The 22323-nt window shown below is 41.8% G+C and carries 13 protein-coding genes; all 13 read left to right on the top strand.

The annotated features are described in order from the left end of the window. Nucleotides 1–355: 355 nt before the first annotated feature. Nucleotides 356–3754 (top strand): DUF6383 domain-containing protein, encoded by a 3399-nt coding sequence (locus P3L47_RS03505; RefSeq protein WP_277782696.1) that lies wholly within the window; start codon nt 356–358, stop codon nt 3752–3754. Nucleotides 3755–4065: 311 nt separating this feature from the next. After that, nucleotides 4066–4644 carry an RNA polymerase sigma-70 factor gene (locus P3L47_RS03500; RefSeq protein ID WP_277782695.1) on the top strand — a complete coding sequence of 193 codons (579 nt, stop codon included), beginning with the start codon at nt 4066–4068 and terminating at the stop codon, nt 4642–4644. 63 nt (nt 4645–4707) lie between these two features. Further along, nucleotides 4708–5742, top strand: coding sequence for a FecR domain-containing protein (locus P3L47_RS03495; protein ID WP_277782694.1), 1035 nt, complete (start codon nt 4708–4710; stop codon nt 5740–5742). A 448-nt stretch (nt 5743–6190) separates the two neighbouring features. Next, nucleotides 6191–9415, top strand: a complete 3225-nt coding sequence (locus tag P3L47_RS03490) for a TonB-dependent receptor (RefSeq protein WP_277782693.1) — start codon at nt 6191–6193, stop codon at nt 9413–9415. 12 nt (nt 9416–9427) lie between these two features. Then, the gene (locus tag P3L47_RS03485) at nt 9428–11140 is read left to right on the top strand and encodes a RagB/SusD family nutrient uptake outer membrane protein (protein ID WP_122361208.1); all 1713 of its coding nucleotides are present in this window, start codon (nt 9428–9430) and stop codon (nt 11138–11140) included. A 33-nt stretch (nt 11141–11173) separates the two neighbouring features. Beyond that, entirely contained in the window at nt 11174–11650 is a 477-nt protein-coding gene (locus P3L47_RS03480; RefSeq protein ID WP_122361207.1) for a DUF5018-related domain-containing protein, read from the top strand. A 109-nt stretch (nt 11651–11759) separates the two neighbouring features. Further along, on the top strand, nt 11760–13448 hold the full coding sequence (locus P3L47_RS03475; protein ID WP_277782692.1) for a right-handed parallel beta-helix repeat-containing protein: 1689 nt from the start codon (nt 11760–11762) through the stop codon (nt 13446–13448). Nucleotides 13449–13509: 61 nt separating this feature from the next. Beyond that, the gene (locus tag P3L47_RS03470; RefSeq protein ID WP_277782691.1) at nt 13510–15513 is read left to right on the top strand and encodes a glucosidase family protein; all 2004 of its coding nucleotides are present in this window, start codon (nt 13510–13512) and stop codon (nt 15511–15513) included. A gap of 432 nt (nt 15514–15945) precedes the next feature. Beyond that, the gene (gene rsmH, locus P3L47_RS03465; RefSeq protein ID WP_277782690.1) at nt 15946–16863 is read left to right on the top strand and encodes a 16S rRNA (cytosine(1402)-N(4))-methyltransferase RsmH; all 918 of its coding nucleotides are present in this window, start codon (nt 15946–15948) and stop codon (nt 16861–16863) included. 42 nt (nt 16864–16905) lie between these two features. After that, nucleotides 16906–17259 carry an FtsL-like putative cell division protein gene (locus P3L47_RS03460; protein WP_009859918.1) on the top strand — a complete coding sequence of 118 codons (354 nt, stop codon included), beginning with the start codon at nt 16906–16908 and terminating at the stop codon, nt 17257–17259. Nucleotides 17260–17261: 2 nt separating this feature from the next. After that, the gene (locus P3L47_RS03455) at nt 17262–19430 is read left to right on the top strand and encodes a penicillin-binding protein (RefSeq protein WP_122361203.1); all 2169 of its coding nucleotides are present in this window, start codon (nt 17262–17264) and stop codon (nt 19428–19430) included. Between the two features lie 43 nt (nt 19431–19473). Continuing rightward, nucleotides 19474–20955 carry a UDP-N-acetylmuramoyl-L-alanyl-D-glutamate--2,6-diaminopimelate ligase gene (locus tag P3L47_RS03450; RefSeq protein ID WP_277782689.1) on the top strand — a complete coding sequence of 494 codons (1482 nt, stop codon included), beginning with the start codon at nt 19474–19476 and terminating at the stop codon, nt 20953–20955. A 6-nt stretch (nt 20956–20961) separates the two neighbouring features. Continuing rightward, the gene (mraY, locus tag P3L47_RS03445; protein ID WP_277782688.1) at nt 20962–22221 is read left to right on the top strand and encodes a phospho-N-acetylmuramoyl-pentapeptide-transferase; all 1260 of its coding nucleotides are present in this window, start codon (nt 20962–20964) and stop codon (nt 22219–22221) included. Nucleotides 22222–22323 lie beyond the last annotated feature (102 nt).

Raw genomic sequence — 22323 nt, 5'->3', positions numbered from 1 at the left:
TACATTGATAATATATAATACGGATAAGGTATAAAAATGAGGTGTAATGTGTTGCGGGATAGGAAGATAGTTTGAAAAAGATTGTGACGAATTTAATCGTCCCTTTTTTCTCGTCAACAAAAGTAAGCATTTGTTCGATACAAACCAGCCTTTTTAAGATATTTTTTATTCGTCTATCTGCTTTCTTATCAGTTGAATAGTAAATCCTGTACGAAATAGCGGTTTTCACAAACGAAAACGAACAAAATGACGAAATTAAAGGGACGATTAAACTCGCCATAGTTTGTTTGGTTGAAGTGTCCCTGCTTATGGATTGAACTTATTACACTTTAGTATTAATATTAAATTTTAAATTATGAACAAAAAGTTTTCTACACTTTTGGCCAGTCTCCTGCTGGCCGGTGCTGTGGTTGTTCCTGCAGACTTGTTTGCGAAAGTGGGGTATGCGAATGGTAAGACGTATGCAACTGTAGCAGCAGTTACAGATCTTCCTTCTAGCGGTAATAAAGATTATATCTTTGTTGTGAACGACGGTAGTGATGATTATGTTGTTGTGGTGGGTAGCTCTAATAACTTAGAGTTGAAAAAGTTTGCAGATGTAAGTGCTGCTGATGTTATTGTTAATATAGCAGAATCTGCTAGTAACTATACGATTAAAACCGGTGGTAATACATTGGGTTTTAACGATACTAATACTGACTTCGGTGCTAATACAACTGATATGACTGACGTGGTTTTAACTTCCGGAGCTATAAAGTTTGCTACTGCAACGGCATCAGTTAAATTGGAAGGTAGCGCTTTCAAAGTAGAAGCTAGCAATACTAACACATTTGCTGCTAAAGCCATTGCCAAAGGCGATTTGGTTGACGAAGCTGTAATGCCTACAGCTCCCGTTGCTGGTCAGTTAGCTGGTTACACTGCAAATAGTCGTTTGGTTGCTTATACGGCTGCTGACGGTCAACCTGTTTCTAATTTCTTGAAAGGTGCATTGGGTGCTAATGCCAGCTTTGCAGCTTATGACGAAAATGCAGTAGACGCTTTCTATTGGACATTCAAAAACGGTCGCTTAATCAGTGCTGCTGGTAAGACTTTGGCAGCCGCAAGTTCTGGTGAGGAAGAATTTGTAATGGTTCCGGTTAAAGGTACTCCATACTTCCAGTTGAAAGTTGCAAAAGGCGATAACAAGGATCAGTTTGTTGGAGCTAATTTGGCTTTAGTGGCAGAAGCAGCAGACGCTCTTCTTTTCGCTTCTGTAGAACCGAATTTCGGCACAGCAACTTCTGCTGATGACATGAATGATGTCTTAGGCAATGGTTTCGACCTGACTATCGCAAAAGCTTTAGGTAGCACTGCAACTGTTGAAAAAACAGGCGCATTCTCTGGTGTTTTGGAAGCTGTAGCTGAGGAAGGTAGCGAAGGCAACGCAGATAAATACTATCGTTTGAAGAAAGGTGACAAGTATGTTGCTTTGAATCTGACTGCAAAAGAAGGTTTGACAACAGACAAAAATGCAGAAGGTACGTTCGAACTTATTGCTGCAGATAAACTTGAAGATGCAAACTATTATACTTTCTTCCATATTTTAAAAGCCGATAATGGAGAAGCAGGCGTTAAAGTTGTTGTAGCTGATGACGAGGATGGCACAAACGAGTTCCGTCTGTATATCTCTTCATTGTTGAACACAAATGTTTTGAGTGCAGCTAGTGAAGCTGGAGATGCTACAACTTGGGCTTACGTGACATTAGGTGGTGAAAGCTCTGTTGACCTGAAGACTCTGTTGAAAGGTCAGTTCATCAAAGTAAATTACGTAAAAACTGGTAAAGAAGCAACTGCTGATAAATACAAAGTCGATGGTATTCTGTCTGTAAGAAACGATGCAAATACAGCAACTGGAAATGCTGCTGATTATGTAGCAAAATCAAGCGTAATCGCTGAAGCTCCTGAAGCTCAGTGGGCTCTTACTTATGCTGATGACAAGTTGACTTTGACAAACCGCGAAAATACAACTGTAAAATTAGTTGTAACAGGTTTGCGTACAACTGACAATGCAAATGTTTATGAAGTTGCAGCAGCTGGAACTGCAATTGATGGTGACTTGATTACAATTACATTTGTAGAAAATCATACAAAAACAGACGGTTACAAGGTTGTAGCTGAAAATGTATTGCGTAACCAAACATTCTATCTGGGTCAGTCTCGTCAGACAGCTGATGGCGATATGAACGCTTACTGGGCAGAAAACCACGGTACTCACCAGATCGGTGCTACTGTAGATGAAAACTTGGCTACCAAGTGGAATTTGAACTTGGTTAAGAAATCGGAACTTTTGAATAGCGGTAAGAATGCAACAGAAATTGACTCAGTTCTTGTTGTAAGTACGATGAACGTATGGGACGCAACTAAAGAAGAATTGACTGAAAAGAAAGATACATTGGTTATTCTTCCGTATGCATTCCAGAACAGAGAAAACAGCGAGTTCGTTAAAATGAATGATGATACTAAGTTGAAATATTACATTTGTGATGAAAACAACTTAGATAACAAAAATCGTGTTGCACAACGTTTCGCTCTGAAGAAAAAACCGAATGATACATATAACTATGTAACTTTGGTAACAAATACTTATAATGTAGCTAATATTGAGGAAGCAACTTCCGTTGGTACAAACAAAGTATATCAGGCAAACAGTACTGATAAAGGTACTTGGGCTGATATGTGGGCTTATGCAGGTGATGCTAATGCTTTGATGGTTGTTAAAGAAATCGGTGATCCTGAATATCGTAAGATTGATGTAGTATGGGGTGATACTATCAGCATCTATCGTCAGGAAAATGAAGCTCAGAAATTGTATGAAAAGGGTGATGCTAAATCAGTTGTTAATAACGATACATTGAGTTTCCTGAATATCGATAATGAATATCAGTTTAAGATGAATCCGGCTATCTTTGCCGATACTGCTTACATCAACCGTGGTACAGGTGACGATACAAATACTTGCTATCAGTATCTATTGGCTGTAGAACCTAGCTTCGGTTATCATACAGATGGTTGTGGTGTACCGGGTCATCCGCAAGAAGTGGGTGCTATCGATACTGTATACGGTCGTTTCTTGGTTAACTTGATCGACACAGCTAATATCTATGGTGCAACTCACCTGCACAACAATCCGTATATCAACAAGAATGAAGCTGGCGAAAATTGTGCTAAGTTATCATTCGTAGAAGGTTACCACGTACTTGCAGATCAGAAGTTGTACATCCCGCGTGAAGGCAACACTGATTTAGTATTTGATCTGAACTCTCCGGCATTCAACGTAGTTAAGTTCGCATTCCGTTATGTAGATAACGAAGAAGGTACATTCAAGATCCAGACTCAGTGGAAGGAATATGCTCCTGCGAAAGCTGCAGATAAGATTGCTACAAGCCAAGAAGGTTACCTGAAATGGATCAACGGTACAGTTGTTGTTACAAGTGGTTATGCAAACGGTGACGTATTTAACATGAACGAAGGCGTTAAACTTGATCCGGTTGCTAATGAAACTATTGATACTGCTTCTGCAATCTCTGTAGTAGCTATTGACGGTGCCGTTATCATCAAGGGTGCTGAAGGTAAGAAAGTTTCTATCAGCAACGTTCTTGGTCAGACAATCGCTAACACAGTTGTTACTTCTTCTGAAGCTACAATCTCTGCTCCTGCTGGTGTAGTTGTAGTAGCTGTTGAAGGTGAAGCTGCTGTTAAAGCAATCGTAAAATAAGAGTAATTTATAATCAAAAATAAAATTCTAAAATTTCCACGCGGTGGTGTAGAGACGTTATAACTAACGTCTCTACTATCCATCAATTACCCTGCGACAGGCGAAAAAGTGGTTATTAATATTAAGTAATAAAATAAAGTTCTTACTGTAATTACTTCCGTGAGGAAGGAATACAGAAAAAAACAGCCTCTGCGGTCTCGTATCGTAGGGGCTTTGTTGGTTGTAGCATTTTGTATAAGTAAAATAGATTGGAAATAAAAAAATGTAACTAATTTAGCTGCCGGGAAAAGGTGTTAATACTTAAAATCAATATGGGAAAACTGGAAAAACAACAAGAAATCTTTATCCTGTCTGCTTTGAAGCAAGACAGCAAAGAGGCTTTCTCCATCTTGTTCCAGACCTATTATGCCGACCTCGTGTTGTTTTGTGGTAACTTTATAAGAGACAAGGATTCGTGTGAGGATATTGTCCAATCGATCTTCCTGAAGCTTTGGAGTGACCGGAAAAACATACAGATTGAAACCTCTTTAAAATCTTATTTGCTGAAAGCTGTCCGTAACAGTTGTTTGGATGAATTTCGTCATTTGGAAATCATACGTCAGCACGAAGCTGAATATGAGAGTATCACATTGGATTCATACGATACGGATAATTATATATTGCATTCGGATCTGTCCGATCATTTGTATCGTGCGCTTGAGAAAGTACCCGAACTATATCGGGAAGCTTTTATGTTGAATCGTTTTGAAGGATTGAAATACAGAGAGATTGCAGAGCAGCTGAATGTCTCTGAACGTACTGTGGAAGTCCGCGTCAGTAAGACGCTGGATCTATTGCGAAAATATTTGAAGGATTTCTTTCTATTTCTTATATCAATCGGTATTCCCTAAAAAAAGTTATAAACTATGTGGGAAATGATTTCCCAGACGTCTTAACACCATAAAAGAGAAGAAATGACAGACAAAGATCAAATACAACTTATTATATCAGCTTATCTATCCGGAAAAGCAACCGTGAAGGAATGCCGTGAACTGGAAGAATGGGTGAAGCAATCGCCTGATAATAACCGCTATTTCCAGGAAATGCGTAATATCTGGCAGGTGATGCATCCTGCTTTTAACCCCTCTGAGATTGACGTATCTGAAGCTGAAAAAAATATTCTGGCAAATATCGCAGCCACGAAGAGGAATATAGTCCGTACTATATTGGTCTATTGGCAGCGTGTAGCCGCTATCCTTCTTCTGCCTTTGTTGATTCTTTGTACTTATTTATACCTGAATAAAGAGAGTGACCTGTATGATACGATAGAATATCAGGAGGTGAAATCTCCTCATGGGACTTTTTCCGAGGTGCGTTTGCCCGATGGAACCAATGTTTGGCTGAATGGCGGAAGCTCTCTGAAATATCCTTTGGCTTTCCGGAAAGGTGAACGGGATGTCTTCTTAAACGGTGAAGGATATTTTGAAGTACATTCCGATAAAGAAAACCCTTTTATCGTCAAAACCGATCAGATAACCCTGCGAGCTACGGGTACGGCTTTTAATATAGAAGCCTATAACACCGATTCGATTACGGCTGTTACGATGGTCAATGGCAAGATCGACGTTGCTTTCGGAAACTCTTCTCCGGTCGCTATGGTTCCGGGAGAACGTGCTTCCTTTAATAGTCAGACCAAGCAATGCCTTATCGCAAAGACCGATCCGTATAAATGGTATGCCTGGAAAGATGGATTAATGATATTCCGGGATGATCCGTTGTCATATGTATTTAAACGCCTCGGACTTACCTTTAATGTCAATATAGATTTGAAAGATCCTTCTTTGGCAAATGCTCCGTATCGTGCAACGTTTGAATATGAATCATTGGATGAAATATTACGATTGCTGGAAATGAGTGCCCCTCTGCACTTCAAACAAAATAAGAGGGTGAAGGATAAGAACAATACTTATGAGAAGCAAACAATAGAAGTTTATAAAAGAAAAAGGTGACATAGATCACCTTTTTTTCTCTTTGTTTTGACGTAAAAAAGAAAATCCTGTTTTTATGAAAAAAAGTGACTTTTCGATTGTGGTAAAAAATAACTGAGCCGTCTTAGTAATATATGGGAGAAATTAGAATTAGTTGTTCACCATAAAATCTATGCCTATGAAGTAATATTATCAATTAAGATCAATGAAACGGCTTGAAATAAAAAGGAAAGGTGTGCGAGACCTTTCCTTTGGATCGTTTAGCTGTTTAAAAGTTTTTAGTCAACCTTATTTTTCTAACTAAACAAACAAATGTATGAATTCCATTTCGGATAAAAAAATCGAAAGGCAATGTTTTGCCATTAAAATTTTTCGAGTTATGAGATTATGCTTGTTATTTGTAGCTTTAAGTCTAACACAAGTATTTGCTTCGATATCTTATTCACAGTCAGTGTCTGTGAGCCTCCAAATGAAGAATGTATCGATAGAAGAGGTATTGAACGCAATAGAACAAAAGACGGAGTATCGCTTTTTGTATAATAAAGATGTTGTCAATGTCGGGCAAAAAGTGAATGTCTCTGCCAATGAGAGTGATATATCAGATTTATTGAATAGTATATTGAAAAATACTGATATACATTATACCATTAGTGATCGTCAGATCGTATTAAGTAAAAGTGGTTTGTTATCTCAGTCTTTAAATGCAGATGAACGAATTATAACGGGAGTCGTGACAGACGAAAATGGAGAACCTATCATTGGTGCCAACGTGATTGTCAAGAATAACCCGACACTGGGTGGAATTACCGATGTAGACGGTAAATTTAGTATTACGATACCTTCCAAAGCTACTTTGGTTGTTTCTTATATTGGATATGATTCTGAAGAGATGACCGTAACGAATCAAACAGTATTGAAAGTTGTTTTGAGGGAAAGCCACAGCCAGTTGGATGAAGTGATTGTAGTTGGTTATGGTTCAACATCTACTCGGAAAACAGTAAGTTCTGTTACCAGTGTGAAGACCGATAAAATCGATGAGTTGCCGTATACCAGCACATCTGCCGCCTTGCAGGGACGTGCTGCCGGTGTGATTGTTCAACAGACCGGAGGTGAACCGGGAGGTACAGTTCCTACGATCTCTATCCGTGGTGGAGGTACTCCGCTTTATATTATTGATGGTATTATACGCGAACCTCTTGATTTTAATGCCTTGACTTCTTCGGATATAGAGTCTATATCCGTTTTGAAGGATGCAAGTGCAACGGCTGTATATGGTGCTCAGGCAGGTAATGGTATTGTACTTGTAACAACCAAAAGAGGTAATAGTGAAAAGATCAATATTGATTATACGGCAGGTTTTGATTGGAGCAGACCGACTGTTATTCCGGATCGGGTAAATGCAATTGAATATGTTACTTCTGCTAATAAAGCAGCCGAATATGACGGACGTGGTGCTTATGCTATGTATTCGGAAGATGTGGTAAATAAAGTATTGAATCATTCTGATCCAGCTAACTACCCGGATAATGACTGGCTGAAAATGGCGATTAATAATTTTGCACCTCAAATGAGGCATAATCTATCTATGTCGGGTAAATCAAAAAACGGTGTGAAGTATTATACGTCTTTGGGCTATCTGAATCAGGAGTCTTTGTTTAAACAGTCTCATAATAATACGTTTAAACGTTATAACATCAGGAGTAATGTTTCTTCGAGTTTTGATAATATTGGTTTGGAAGTCGGTTTGAATCTGGATGCAATTCTGGAAAAAAGAAATCCGAATCCGTACGGACAATCATTGATTTGGAGAAACTTGCTGGCTTATAATAAACCAATTGATGTCGCTTATAATCCGGATGGAACCTATAGTGCTCTTTCTGTTCATCCTCTGGCTTGGTTAGATAAGGAATCGGGTTATGATCGGGTGTCGGATAATATATTGAATGCGCAATTATATGCTACCTGGGCATTGCCGTGGGATAAAGGTTTGAAATTTAAAATTTTAGCAAACTCCCGTTACTCAAACTATAATAGAAAGTATTTCCAATCCAGTGCTCCTCAATATTCTCCTGCAGGGGAATTGAAAGAGGCTTCACCTTCAGATATGTCATTGACAAACAGCTGGTGGCGTAATAATACATTGGAAGCGAGCGTGGAATATAGTAGGGCGATTGATCGTCATTTCTTTGAAGTACAAGGAGTGTATAGCTATTATAATACAACGAATGAAGAGTTCAGTGCGTCGAGAAATGGTTTTATTTCAAATGATTTCGACCAACTGTTCGCAGGAGATGCAACTACACAGCAAAATACAGGAACTGCACAGGAAGGTGCACGTATCGGTTATGTCGGACGTTTGCGATACAATTATGCTGATAAATATTTGGTAGAAGGAAACTTCCGCTATGATGGGTCTGATAATTTTGCAAGAGATCAGCGTTGGGGATTTTTCCCTTCAGGTGCTTTGGCGTGGGTTGTTTCTGAAGAAGGCTTTATGCGTAGTTTGAAAGACAAACAGATTATCGATTTCTTCAAGATCAGGGCTTCTTACGGACAGGTCGGTTTGGAAACCGGTGTTACTCGTTTCGGTTATATTCCTACATATTCTTATAATTCTCAGTCGGCAGTTGTCGGTGGTCAGTTCGTTGCCGGATTTACAGAAGGTAATTTGGTTTCAAATGCGTTGAGTTGGTATACAAAAGATGTTTTTGATATCGGTTTTGATATGGCTTTCCTGAACAATCATTTGAATTTTACTTTCGATTACTATTATTATAAGACAAAGGGTTATTTGATTTCTCCACAGAACCGTTATACGACTACGTTGGGTAAAGATTTGCCACAGGTGAAATCAAAGAGTGTTCATCGTCGGGCCGGCTATGAAGCTATGGTGAGATACAAGAACAAAGTGGGTGATTTGAATTATGATTTGGGCTTTAACTTTACCACTTATGATGAATTATGGGAAGTGAATGAGAGTGAATCGGAAGCCACTTTGAAGAATCCGAAGAAACGTTCGACTCATCAGAAGAATTATTTTGGAAATGCATATCATTCTGGCGGCATTTATCAGAATGTAGGGGATGTATTGGATAATCCTCGTTTCCTGAGTGCTACGGAATTGAAACCGGGTGACCTGTCTTATATCGATGTGAATGGAGATGGTAAAATCGATTCGGAAGATCAGGTGAGAATAGGAAAACCTTTCTTCCCTTCTTTCAACTATGGTTTTGATTTCAATTTGGAATATAAAGGCTTCTTCCTGTATGGCTTGTTCCAGGGAACGGGACCACGTTATGTAGAGTTGGGAGGTCTGATGAAAGGTGGAAATACAATGGAAATGAACTATAAGTATCAGTTGGATTTCTGGGCTCCGGATAATACGGATGCAGCCTATCCGCGTGCCTCTTCTTATCAGAATATCAATAGCTCCAATAATACACAATCATCGGATTTCTGGATTAAAAATGCCAGTTATTTCCGTATGAAGAGTTTACAGTTTGGCTATGACTTCAAGAATATCTTACTTAAAAATGTAAGTGCGATTAGTAAATTGAAACTGTCAGTGATGGGAACTAACCTCTTTACTATATCTGGAGTGAAAGATTATTTCGATCCGGAAGTTGTGGATGGTAGCGGACAGGGCTATCCGGTTCAGCAGACATTCTCAGTTGCATTAAATGTTGGATTTTAAAAAGAAACAGATATGAAATATATAGCAATTTTATCGACTTTTATTCTTTTGTTTGTCTCATGTGCAGACGATCTGGATAAATCTCCGCTGGATAAGTTCTCAGAAGATAAAGTCTGGAAGTCTGCAGAAGGTGCACAGACTTTTGTGAATGGGACTCTGTATGTAGCTAAATTATTGACGGAAAATGCTGATGACTGGAGCGATAATTCAGTTGTCAATACGGAAATGAGTGCTGCAGTAAGAACGGTTCGTGAATTGATGACGAATGCAAATGACTATGGATGGAATAAATTCGGGGAAATTCGCCGATGCAATCTGATTATTGAAAAGGTTACTGCTTCCGAAGATATTAAGGAGGCGGACAAAGTTCCTTTGATAGCCCAGGCTAAAATGCTTCGTGGCATTATTTATTACACCCGTGCCAGGTTATTCGGTCGGTTGATGATTGTCGATCGTGTGCTCACTCCTGATGACGATCTGATGTTTGCACGCTCTGCAACCATAAAAGATACTTATGATTTTATCATCAATGATTTGACTGATGCCGCTGAAGGGTTACCGGTGACAGCTTCTGCCGGAGCTCTGACAAAAGGTGCCGCTTACGCTTTAAAAGCTGCTGTTTGTCTGCAAGGTGCTGCCTATTTGACTGATACGAACGATAAAAAGGATTATTATCAGCAAGCCAGGAAAGCTTGCGAGGACTTGTTCTCTTTGGGTGTTTATTCCTTGGAGGGAGATTATGGAAAGCTGTTTAACGACTATACTACTGGTTTGAATTCGAAGGAAGTGATTCTGGCTACTTATTATTTGTCGGAAACAACAAGGATGTCCGGAACCTGGATGCAGTCGATCGTTCCTAATCAAGGTGCTGGTAAAATTCCGGATGAAGTGGCTGCTGTATGGCCGGTAGAAAATTTTGAGGGTTGGCATGATAAGTCTCCGTCTCAGGATTTGGTAAGTGCTTATGAGGTGGTTGATACGGATGGAAATGCTAAAATGTGGAATGAGACTTCCTATTATAAAAACTTTAAGCCGAATGTTGATTATGTAAGTAATGCGATTTATAAAAATCGTGATGCCCGTTTTTATTCAACGATTGCCTATGATTCTACCAAGTATTTTAATTCGATCATAACAATGCGTGTCGGAGGTAATCTTTATTATTTGAATAATAAGGAGAAGGATCGTCATATGACGAAAACCGGCTATCTGTATATTAAGAATCTGTATCAGGATAAGTCGGTTATTGCAGGTGTTCCGACGGACTGGCATTTGATACATTTGCGTTTAGGAAGAACCTATTTGGATTATGCGGAAGCCTTATTGAGATTAGGGGAAACAGCTACAGCAATTGAATACATCAACAAAACCAGAATGGCTCATGGGCAGTTGCCTGCTTTGTCAACGTCCCTTTCTAAAGAGGAAGCCTGGAAATGTTATAAGCAGGAGCGTCGTGTGGAGTTAGTTCAGGAAGAAGACAGATACTGGTCTTTGTTGCGTTGGGGAAAAGAAGATGGTGTTGATGAAATTGATGAGTTGAACACACCGCCGACAGCTATTGAGATTGCTGAAGACGGAAAGAGTTTTGAGATTATTCCGGTTCCGGTTGTCGGACCGTCCAACGACAGGAAGTTTACGTCCAGAAGATATTTTATGCCGATTCCGAAAAATGAGACTATTCTGAATGAGAAGCTGTCAAATGATCAGAATCCGGGCTGGGAATAAATAATAATATGTAATAATTGAATTTTATAGAATATGAAACGATTGATATTTATTAAGTACTTGTTGATGTCTTTACTGTGTACCTGTTTGTCATCGTGTTTAACTGCCGGGTTAGATGATGACCTGCCGGTTTATACTGAAGCAGAAGTAACTGCATTTAATTTTGAATATCGCTGGGCTATACAGGAAGGTATCAGTGAAAAGATGCAGGTAAAAACATTGACTACGAAAACTCTGATCAATAATGAAGAGGGGCTCATCGAATGCACCATTACAGTGCCTAAAGCTTCCGGAACATTTACGGACGAGGTTCGGAATCAGGTTTCTCTATCCAACATTGTTGGCTATGCTACAATTTCGACTGCTGCTTCCATCGCTCCGATAGGTTCCACTCCGGTATTGGGAAAGGTTGGTGATTTTTCCCAATCAGATCTGGTTTATGAAGTGACGGCAGCAGATAATAAGAATAAAAAGCAATGGAGATTGGTTATTACAGGATTGAGTAAGTAATAGTTACTATATGTAAAAAGCACTCTCAAAGAATAATCTTTAGGTTTTTCTCAGAGGGTGCTTTTTTGTATATCATTCCGTGTGAAAAGTAATATAAATTGATTTGAAAATGAAAAGATTAATATGTGTTTTGATATTACTGCTTCATTCTGTAGTGTTTTTTCATTGTTATGCGGAGACAGGAGAGCGGGTGGATGTGTCATCCTTTGGGGCTGTTCCAAATGACGGCCTGGACGATTCGGAGGCTATTCGTAAGGCTTGCGATTATTGCAGGCACCGTAAAGGAGCTGTTTTATTTTTCCCTCCCGGCTTATATAATTATAGGGATTCTTTAGCTCTAAAGATTGAGAGAGACGCAATTAGCGGTACATATGGAGAAAATGTTCAGGGCACTTTGTTTAAGCCGGATGCTCCTTATGTAAAGGCTTTGGATTTAGCTGGTGCAGAGGATCTTGTTATTGACGCAGGCGGTGCAACGTTGTTGTTGGATGGTTGGTATGAAGTTATATCAATAGTAGGGGCACGAAATGTAACGGTTAAAGGATTGAGTATTACTTACCGACGTCCTCCCAATACGGTAGGAAAGATAATGAAGCTCAATGAAAAAAGCTTCGATATGCAGATTGATCCTGAACGTTATTATTATTTGGATGAGGTAGTGACGGGAAGGATACATTATGTTGGTGCAGTGAAAAAAACATTGTATACGGGAGGAAGATGTTTCGGTAAAGAATTGTTGTCAAAAGATATGATCCGCATTTACACGGATTTTAAACCTTCTATAGGTGATTATTGTGTATTGCGTCATTCCGGGCATTATCGTCCGGCAATTATGATAAAAGAGTCGTCTGAAGTTTTTATTGAAGACGTTAAGATACATAGTCAGCCAGGTATGGGAATTGTCGGACATTTGTCGGAAAATATAACCATGAATAATCTTCAGGTAATCCCGGAGGCAGGTGCTGTTATTTCTACAAATACAGATGCAACTCATTTTACCAGTTGTAAAGGGCGAATTACGATAGAAAATTGTAAATTTGGAGGTCAGGGAGACGATTGTACGAATATTCATAATTATTATTATACGATTGTCCCTCAAACAAAACGGTCTGTTGAAATTAAAATACAAAATGCAGATCTTCATGCTTTATCTCTGGATTATCCGGATGTGGATGATACTTTGCTGGTTGTAAATAAGAGCAATTTGATAGAGAGAGAACGTTTTGTTGTTCAACAGGTTGATACTTCTGTTGCAGATTGGAAGGTTTGTGTAACATTGGATAAAGATTGGCTTATAGGTTCTCCCGATCTTTTTTATATGACTAATATTACACGTCGGCCATCTGTCCGGATCACGAATAATACGGTGAAGAGTCACCTGGCCAGAGCATTTCTGATAAAGAGCAAGAATGTTCTTATAAATAAAAATGTGATACAGAATAGTACCGGGACAGCTATTCAGTTAGGGGCAGAAGCTGGTTGGCGGGAAAGTGGTCCGGTGGAAAATGTGTTGATTGAAAATAATTGGATTTCTGGTTGTGGCTATGCGCAAGGAACTCAGGGGTCTTCATCCGGCATTAGTGTTGCTGTTTCTGGCGTAAAGGAGAAAACCGGATTATTGAATAAGAATATTCTTATTCGGAACAACGTCATTGAAGCTGTGAATGAACATGCCATAGCAATAGAAGATGCGGAAGATGTTCAAATTGTAAATAATGATATATCGGGATGTCTACAGCCTGTTTATATGAATAATACTCAATCTGTAGTTGTAAAGAATATTCGTTATTTGGAGTGATTGTGGTATTATAAGTGAGTAGTAACAATATGTGAGTAACCATTTTATATAATAGAATATCATGAAAAAGTTATTTTTATTTGTGTTTTTATGTTGGACCTTTGTTTGTAGTGGCTACCTTTCTGCTCAGAACCGCTGGTCCATCAATCCCAACGGGAGTATCTCATGGGAGGTGAAGGGGCACATTCCTCATTACGATCATATCGAAATGAGCGGTTTGAAAGTGTCTGCTGTTTTGCGTTACGGGGTGAATGCCGACGGTTCTTTTGAGTTGAATAAGAGTATGATTTGGCCGATGCTCCGGACGATACCGAATAATACACATGCCAGTTTGATGCGCCGGTTTGCTTGGAATGCGTCGGATATGGTATCGGTTAACGGACAATCGCTTTCCGGTGAAAAGGTAACTAAAATCACATTGGATGGAACAATGACGGTAGAAAGTATGGTCGCTTTGCCGCGTAAGGCACAAATAACCATGACCCGTGTTGTTTTCCCTTCTGTATCCAATCCTGCCGTATGTGAGAAATATATTCTCCGAAATACGGGAGAATCGGCTGTGAATGTGGAAATACCTGTTTCCCGTTCAGTTATAGACACCGATCCGGCTATTGGAGTGGATGGTAGTTATAAGCTGGTTTCCGAGATTATAGGATCGACAAGTAAGCAACTGCAACCGAAAGAAGAACTTGTCTTTTATGCTTCAATCAGCGGTTATAAGCAGGGCGAGACAGAACAAAAGATGGATATCGAAAAAGAACTGCAGGCTAGAAAGGACCTGATCGCAGGCTTTTGGAATAACCTGATACTGGAAACCCCCGATCCCGTTGTAAATACGATGTTTGCCTTTGCCAAGATACGTGGAGCAGAAAGTATCTATGACACGAAAGGAGGATTAATGCATGGTCCCGGCGGTGAGTCTTATTATGCCGCAATCTGGGCTAACGACCAGGCAGAATATATCAATCCCTTCTTCCCTTATCTGGGATACGAAGTCGGAAATGGTTCTGCTCTTAACTCATTCAAACATTTTGCCCGTTTCATGAACCCTGAATACGAAAAGATACCCAGTTCCATCATTGCAGAAGGACTGGACGTTTGGGGAGGAGCCGGTGACCGTGGTGATGCCGCAATGGTCGCTTACGGAGCCGCCCGTTATGCTTTGGCAAGAGGAGACAAAGGTGAAGCTGAAGAGTTATGGCCGCTTATCGAATGGTGCCTGGAATACTGTCGTCGAAACCTGAACGACAAAGGCGTTGTAGCCTCCGACTCCGACGAACTGGAAGGACGTTTTCCGGCAGGGAAAGCCAACCTTTGTACCTCTTCATTATATTACGATGCTTTACGTTCAGCCGTGTATTTAGGAAAAGATTTGAAGAAGCCTTTTTCGGAGTTGTCGGATTATGAGAGACAGGCTAAAGATCTTCGTAAAAGTATGGAAGACTATTTCGGGGCTAAAGTAGAAGGGGTCGATACTTATCAATATTATGAAGGAAACGACATCCTTCGTTCCTGGATTTGTATTCCGCTGACAGTCGGCATCTATGATCGTAAAGAAGGGACGATCAATGCCTTGTTCTCTCCCCGTTTGTGGACAGAAAACGGTTTGTTGACCCAGGCCGGAAGCGAGACTTTCTGGGATCGTTCCACCCTGTATGCTTTGAGAGGCGTATATGCCTGCGGAGCAACAGAAAAAGCAACCGAATACTTAAAATTCTATTCCAATCATCGCCTGTTGGGTGACCATGTCCCTTATGCCATTGAGGCATGGCCGGAAGGAAGCCAGCGCCATCTTTCTGCCGAGAGCGGATTATACTGCCGTATCATCACAGAAGGAATGTTCGGTCTTCGCCCTACCGGTTTGAAGTCTTTCACGTTTACTCCGCGTTTACCGGCTGAGTGGGATAAAATGAGTTTGCGTAAAATAAAGGCATTCGATTCCTCCTTCGACATTGAAGTGATCCGTGAAAACGGAAAACTGATTGTTACTGTCAAATCAGAAGGGAAAACGCTACTTCATAAAGCAATAAAAGAAGGAGAGGTAATCTCTATGAAGCTTGGCTGATTATTAGTTTATTACAGTTTCCTCGTAGTTCCATGCTTAGGAAACTGTAGTTCCCTCCTAGGGAAACTATAGTTTCCTGCCTGGGGAATTGTAATTTCCTCCCGAGGGAACTCCGGTTTCCTTAGGAGGAAATTGTATTTTATACCCCGTTCGACCCATTACGGATTTACACATCAGTTATACAACTATCCTTTCAGCGTAGTCTTTCGCCGAAGTAGCGAAGCCGGTGTAGCCTTGATTTTTTGTTTACTTTTCTATCAAGAGAAAAGTAAGACTCTCTACCTGTTGATAACTTTTTTGTACTTTTCTCTTATATTTCTTGGAAGGTAATTTGATAAATGCTTAATTTTACCCTCTAATAAAGTAACGTGCCTGTTTACAGCGAAGTAAGGTGCTTTTGTTTAAGGGAAAGTTTAACGTGTAAGACATAAAATGGAAGAGAAAAAGCAGAGTTATCATGTGCCGGTGATGCTTGATGAAAGCGTGAAAGGTCTGAATATTCAAGAAGGGGGCATCTACGTGGATGTGACTTTTGGAGGAGGAGGACATTCGCGTGAAATCCTGAAACGGATGGATAGCGACAGTGAACTTTACGGATTTGACCAGGATGCCGATGCCGAACATAATATCCCCGACGATCCCCGTTTTGTGTTTGTCCGCAGTAATTTCCGTTATTTGTATAATTTTATGCGCTATCATGGTGTGGACGGTGAAGTCGACGGACTGTTGGCGGATTTGGGGGTTTCTTCCCATCATTTCGATGATAAAGACCGCGGTTTCTCTTTCCGTTTCGACGGGGCATTGGATATGCGCATGAACACCCGTGCCGGTCAGACGGCTGCCGATATCGTCAATACCTATACGGAAGAGGAGCTGGCAGATATCTTTTACCTGTACGGCGAACTGAAAGTGGCTCGTAAGCTAGCGTCGTTGATCGTCCGGACACGTGAAAATAAGAAAATAGAAACGATCGGTGACTTCCTGGAGCTGGTTAAGCCTTTCACGGGAAAAGACAAAGAGAAAAAGTTTTTGGCACAGGCATTCCAGGCACTTCGCATCGAAGTGAACGACGAAATGCGTGCCCTGAAAGAAATGCTGCAACAAACCCTGCAGGTCTTAAAGCCCGGCGGACGTTTGGTTGTAATCACTTACCATTCGCTGGAAGACAGGTTGGTGAAAAACTTCCTGAAAACAGGAAACTTTGAAGGAAAAAGCGAGCAAGACTTTTTCGGAAATGTACAGACGCCATTTCGCATGGTAAACAATAAAGTGATTGTGCCTTCCGACGAGGAGATCGAAAGAAACCCCCGTTCGAGAAGTGCCAAATTGAGAATAGCAGAGAAGAAGTAGCGAGGTGCAGTTGCTGGTCGACTGCCAATTAACATAGGGGTTATGGAGGAAAAACAACAACGTAAAAAGTCGAAGAAAAAAGAGAAACGTCTTTCTCTTTTGTATGTGCTGGGCGGTGGTATCCTGAATGAGGATTTTATCGTTAAACACACACGGATGATCGTGCTTGTTGTGATAATGATATTCTTCTTTATCGGAAACCGCTACACCTGCATGCAAAAACTACGTGAGATCGACCGCCTGCAACAACGTTTGCGCGACATACGTTTTGAGGCATTGTCCATCTCATCGGAACTGACGGGGAACAGCCGCCAGTCGCAAGTAGAATTATTGATTGAAGAACAAGGTATAGAACTGGAAGGAGCCAAAACTCCGCCGTATGAATTATACAAATAAATATGGCTGAAGAGATCGAACCAATAGAAACCGCCCCGAAAAGTAACCGGATATTATTCTGTTACTTTATTGTCGTGCTGCTGTTGGGGCTTATAGCGGTTGGTATATTGCTACGCACGTTTGATACAGCTTTCGTGGAAAAGGAAAAATGGGAAAAAGTGGCAGAAAGCCAGAAACGCCCGAATCGTCTGATATTACCCGGACGTGGTAACATCTATTCTTCCGATGGAAAGCTGATGGCTACCAGTGTGCCCCGTTACTACACCTATATAGACTTCCGTGCCGATGGTTTTTCTGTCGATACGTTCCTGAGTTCAAAGGTGAACGGAGTCGATTCTTTGTCGGTCTATTTATCCCGGAAATTCAAGAACCGGACTCCTGCCGGATATAAGGCCCATCTGCTTCGGGGACTGAAAAGTAAAAGTCGTCAGTATCCCGTCTATGAGGGTCGTGCTTCTTATACCGACTTGAAAGAGATGAAGAAATATCCGTTCCTTCGTCTGAGCCGATACAAGAGCGGATTCTATACAAAGGAAATGGTACAGCGCCAGAAACCGTTCGGTACACTGGCTTCCCGTACGATCGGAGATATCTACGGTGAAATCGAAGCCGGAGGTATGACCAAAGGAAAGAACGGCCTGGAGTTGCAGTACGATTCGTTGCTTCGGGGAGAAGCCGGATTGAGTTCCGTACGTCGCGTAGGCGGCGGCTGGACAAATGTCGTCGAGGTGGAACCTGTGGACGGTATGGATATCCGTACGACGATAGATATCAATATCCAGGATATTACCGAGAAGTCGTTGGTCGATATGCTGAAGAAGATCGATGCCGAATCGGGAACAGCCGTTGTGATGGAAGTTGCTACGGGTGAGATAAAAGCAATAACGAACATGGGGCGTATCCGTGAAGGCGCTTATGCCGAAACGAAGAACCATGCTGTGGCGGATGAAATAGAACCGGGCTCTACCTTCAAGGTTGCTTCTATGATGGTGGCGTTGGAAGACGGCATTTGTCAGCCGGGTGATACGGTGGATGTCGGTAAAGGTATTTATATGTATAAAGGAGCCCGTATGACCGACCATAATATGAACAAAGGCGGTTACGGTCGTATCTCGGCAGAACAGGCGATTTGGTATTCGTCGAATATCGGCGTTGCCAAGATTATTCTGAAAGGATACGAAAAGAACCCGACCAAATATGTGGAAGGGCTGTATAAATTAGGTCTGACTATCCCGTTGAATCTGGAAATACCGGGAGCCGGACGTGCTAAGATACGTATGCCGAATGATACCACTTTATACTGGTCGAAGACTACGTTGCCCTGGATGTCCTTCGGATATGAAACGCAGATACCTCCGATCTATACGTTGACATTCTTCAATGCCATAGCGAACGGTGGTAAGATGGTCCGCCCGATGTTTACCAAGGAGATTATGCACAACGGTAAGACGGTGCAGAGTTTCTCGACGGAGGTTCTGAAATCGTCGATTTGTTCCGACAATACACTGGCTATTATCAAGGATATGTTGTTGGGTGTGGTTGAGAAAGGAACAGGTAAAGCCGTACATTCGGATATTATCCGTATTGCAGGAAAGACAGGTACGGCACAGATAGCAACAGGCGGTGTTTACCGTACGAGCGGTCACCAGGTCGCTTTTTGCGGATATTTCCCTGCCGACGAACCGAAGTATTCCTGTATCGTTGTGATCCGTCGTCCGCGTATCGGTTATCCTTCAGGGGGCACGATGTCCGGAGGCGTAGTGAAAGCCATTGCCGAGAAAGTTTATGCCAGTCATATGTCGTTCGACGTACGTGATATGGAACGCGATTCGTTGGCTGTTATGCTGCCGGCGGCAAAGAACGGTAATCTGGATGCATTGGAAAATGTATTGGGCAAATTCGATATTGATGTCGATACGGACAGTTTGGAAACAAAGTGGGTTGCTGCAGCTCGGAGAGACAGTAGTGAGGTGCTCCGTTTGCACGATCTGACAATCCGTGAAGGACTGGTTCCGAGTGTGATCGGCATGGGGGCGAAAGATGCTGTTTACTTGCTTGAAAGTGCAGGTTTACGAGTTGTATTGGATGGAATGGGGCGGGTTTCTGCTCAGTCGATGGGGCCGGGAACGCGGATTGCCAAAGGACAATCCATCCGCTTAACATTAAAATAAATAGAAGGGCAGGTTTTCTGACCTGTCTGCAAACAGATAAAATATGGAACTGAAGAAATTGATTCATACGTTGGATGTACTGGAAACAGTGGGTGCTGATGATGTAAAAATCGCAGGTATCCAGTCTGACTCCCGTAAGGTGGAAGATGGCTTTTTGTTCGTGGCGGTAAGAGGTACGGCAGTTGACGGACATGCTTATATCGACGGAGCTATTGCCCAAGGAGCCGTAGCGATCATCTGCGAGGAACTGCCGCTTCTTTCGGAAGAAAAGATAGCTTCTTTCGAAAGAAAACTATGTTTCATCCGGGTGAAAGATTCGGCGGACGCATTGGGTAAGGTTGTTTCGACCTGGTATGACAATCCTTCGGACAAGCTGACGCTGGTGGGCGTTACCGGGACGAACGGCAAGACCACCATCGCTACCTTATTGTATGAAATGTTCCGTAAGATGGGACATAAGGTAGGCTTGATCTCCACCGTATGCAATTATATCGACGGTGAAGCGATCCCGACAGAACATACAACTCCCGATCCGATCACCCTCCACAGTCTGATGGCCCGGATGGTGGAAGCCGGATGCGAATATGCCTTTATGGAAGTCAGTTCCCATTCAATCGATCAGAAACGTATCAGTGGTTTGTCGTTCAACGGTGGTATCTTTACCAACTTGACGCGCGACCATTTGGATTATCATAAAACGGTAGAGAACTACTTGAAAGCAAAGAAGAAATTCTTTGACGACCTGCCTGCGGATGCTTTTGCACTGACCAATGCCGACGATAAATCAGGCCTTGTCATGCTCCAGAATACAGCGGCAAAGAAGTTGACCTATTCACTCCGTACCCTGGCCGATTTCAAAGGTAAGATTTTGGAGTCGCATTTTGAAGGAACAGAAATGATTATTAACGGTCGTGAAGTTATCGTTCATTTTGTGGGACGTTTCAATGCTTACAACCTCCTGGCTGTTTACGGTGCGGCTGTTTCACTGGGAAAAGATCCGGAAGAGACGCTGATCGTATTGAGCACGCTGCACTCGGTATCCGGCCGTTTCGAAACGATACAATCTCCGCTCGGTTATACGGCGATTGTCGATTACGCCCATACGCCGGATGCTTTGACAAACGTACTGAACGGTATCCAGGAAGTGCTCGATGGAAGAGGCCGAATCATCACCGTTGTGGGTGCCGGCGGAAACCGCGATAAAGGGAAACGCCCGTTGATGGCGAAAGAGGCAGCGAAGTTGAGTGACCAGGTAATCCTGACTTCCGACAATCCCCGTTTTGAAGAACCGGACGAGATCATTCAGGATATGGTAGCCGGGCTGAGCAAGGCGGATATGGAACGTACACTTTGCATCACCGACCGTACACAGGCTATCAAAACGGCCACTATGCTGGCTAAGAAAGGCGATGTGATCCTTGTGGCTGGTAAAGGCCATGAAGATTACCAGGATGTGAAAGGCGTGAAACATCATTTTGACGACCGTGAGAAGTTACGGGAAATATTTGCAACACAACAACAATAAAACGACATGCTTTATTATCTTTTTAATTATCTGGATCAATTGGATTTACCTGGAGCGGGGATGTTTAAATACGTATCATTCCGTTCCGGATTGGCACTGATCCTTTCCTTGTTTATCTCGACAGCTATCGGCCGCCGTATTATCGATCGTTTGCAGATGTTGCAGATCGGCGAGACGGTACGTAACCTCGGACTGGAAGGGCAGATGAGTAAGAAAGGTACACCGACAATGGGAGGTATTATTATCATTATTGCCATCCTGATTCCGACTTTACTTTGTGCCAAGCTGAATAATATTTATGTGATCCTGATGATGGTCACCACCGTTTGGCTGGGCGCTCTTGGTTTTGCCGACGACTATATCAAAGTGTTCCGTAAGAATAAAGAAGGGATGCACGGTAAATTCAAGATCATCGGACAGGTCGGCCTGGGGCTGATTGTCGGTTTGGTGTTGTTTATGAGCCCGGATGTCGTGATTAAGGAGAATATGGAGGTACGGCATGATAATGTGATCGAAGAAGTCCACTATCATACGGTAGAAACGAAGTCTACCAAAACGACCATCCCTTTCATGAAGAATAACAATTTCGATTATGCCCAACTGGTTAGCTGGGCAGGCGATTATAAAGAAGAAGCGGCGTGGCTGGTCTTTGTTTTAATGACCATATTCGTGGTGACAGCCGTATCTAACGGGGCAAACCTGACGGACGGACTAGACGGTCTGGCTGCCGGAACCTCTGCAATCATAGGCGTTGCGTTAGGTATTTTGGCGTATATGTCCGCCCACTTCGAGTTCGCTTCCTTCCTGAATATCATGTTTATCCCCGGAGCGGAAGAGTTGGTGGTATTTGCCGCCGCTTTTATCGGGGCGACAGTCGGTTTCCTTTGGTATAACTCATACCCTGCGCAGGTATTTATGGGTGATACGGGAAGTCTGACACTGGGTGGTATAATCGCGGTATTTGCTATAATTATACGTAAAGAGTTGCTAATACCAATTCTTTGTGGTATTTTTCTCGCTGAAAGTATTTCGGTTATGGCGCAGGTTGCCTACTTCAAATATACAAAAAAGAAGTATGGCGAAGGTCGTCGTATATTTAAGATGACGCCATTGCACCATCATTTCCAGAAAGCGGGAAATGCAGGAATACAAGCATTGTTGCAAAAACCGTTCAACGTGGTGCCTGAATCGAAGATAGTGGTACGTTTTTGGTTGATCGGTATTATTTTGGCGGTTATAACGATCGTCACATTGAAGATGAGATAAAGATAATTGAAAATTGAAAATGGAAAATTGAAAATTAGTAATAGCAAGTAAGGCTAATTTTCAATTTTCAATTCTCCATTTTCAATTGTAAAAACAAAGTTT

Source organism: Parabacteroides chongii (assembly GCF_029581355.1).
Taxonomy (GTDB): domain Bacteria; phylum Bacteroidota; class Bacteroidia; order Bacteroidales; family Tannerellaceae; genus Parabacteroides; species Parabacteroides chongii.
The sequence above is the reverse complement of the archived record's forward strand: the minus strand, read 5'-3'. Positions and strand labels throughout refer to the sequence as shown.

Excerpts from the sequence above, each read along its gene's own strand:
- P3L47_RS03485 (WP_122361208.1), top strand. The coding sequence starts at position 9,428 with ATGAAATATATAGCAATTTTATCGACTTTTATTCTTTTGTTTGTCTCA.
- P3L47_RS03475 (WP_277782692.1), top strand. The coding sequence starts at position 11,760 with ATGAAAAGATTAATATGTGTTTTGATATTACTGCTTCATTCTGTAGTG.
- rsmH (WP_277782690.1), top strand. The coding sequence starts at position 15,946 with ATGGAAGAGAAAAAGCAGAGTTATCATGTGCCGGTGATGCTTGATGAA.
- P3L47_RS03460 (WP_009859918.1), top strand. The coding sequence starts at position 16,906 with ATGGAGGAAAAACAACAACGTAAAAAGTCGAAGAAAAAAGAGAAACGT.
- mraY (WP_277782688.1), top strand. The coding sequence starts at position 20,962 with ATGCTTTATTATCTTTTTAATTATCTGGATCAATTGGATTTACCTGGA.
- P3L47_RS03490 (WP_277782693.1), top strand. The coding sequence starts at position 6,191 with ATGAAGAATGTATCGATAGAAGAGGTATTGAACGCAATAGAACAAAAG.
- P3L47_RS03470 (WP_277782691.1), top strand. The coding sequence starts at position 13,510 with ATGAAAAAGTTATTTTTATTTGTGTTTTTATGTTGGACCTTTGTTTGT.
- P3L47_RS03495 (WP_277782694.1), top strand. The coding sequence starts at position 4,708 with ATGACAGACAAAGATCAAATACAACTTATTATATCAGCTTATCTATCC.
- P3L47_RS03455 (WP_122361203.1), top strand. The coding sequence starts at position 17,262 with ATGGCTGAAGAGATCGAACCAATAGAAACCGCCCCGAAAAGTAACCGG.
- P3L47_RS03450 (WP_277782689.1), top strand. The coding sequence starts at position 19,474 with ATGGAACTGAAGAAATTGATTCATACGTTGGATGTACTGGAAACAGTG.
- P3L47_RS03480 (WP_122361207.1), top strand. The coding sequence starts at position 11,174 with ATGAAACGATTGATATTTATTAAGTACTTGTTGATGTCTTTACTGTGT.
- P3L47_RS03505 (WP_277782696.1), top strand. The coding sequence starts at position 356 with ATGAACAAAAAGTTTTCTACACTTTTGGCCAGTCTCCTGCTGGCCGGT.
- P3L47_RS03500 (WP_277782695.1), top strand. The coding sequence starts at position 4,066 with ATGGGAAAACTGGAAAAACAACAAGAAATCTTTATCCTGTCTGCTTTG.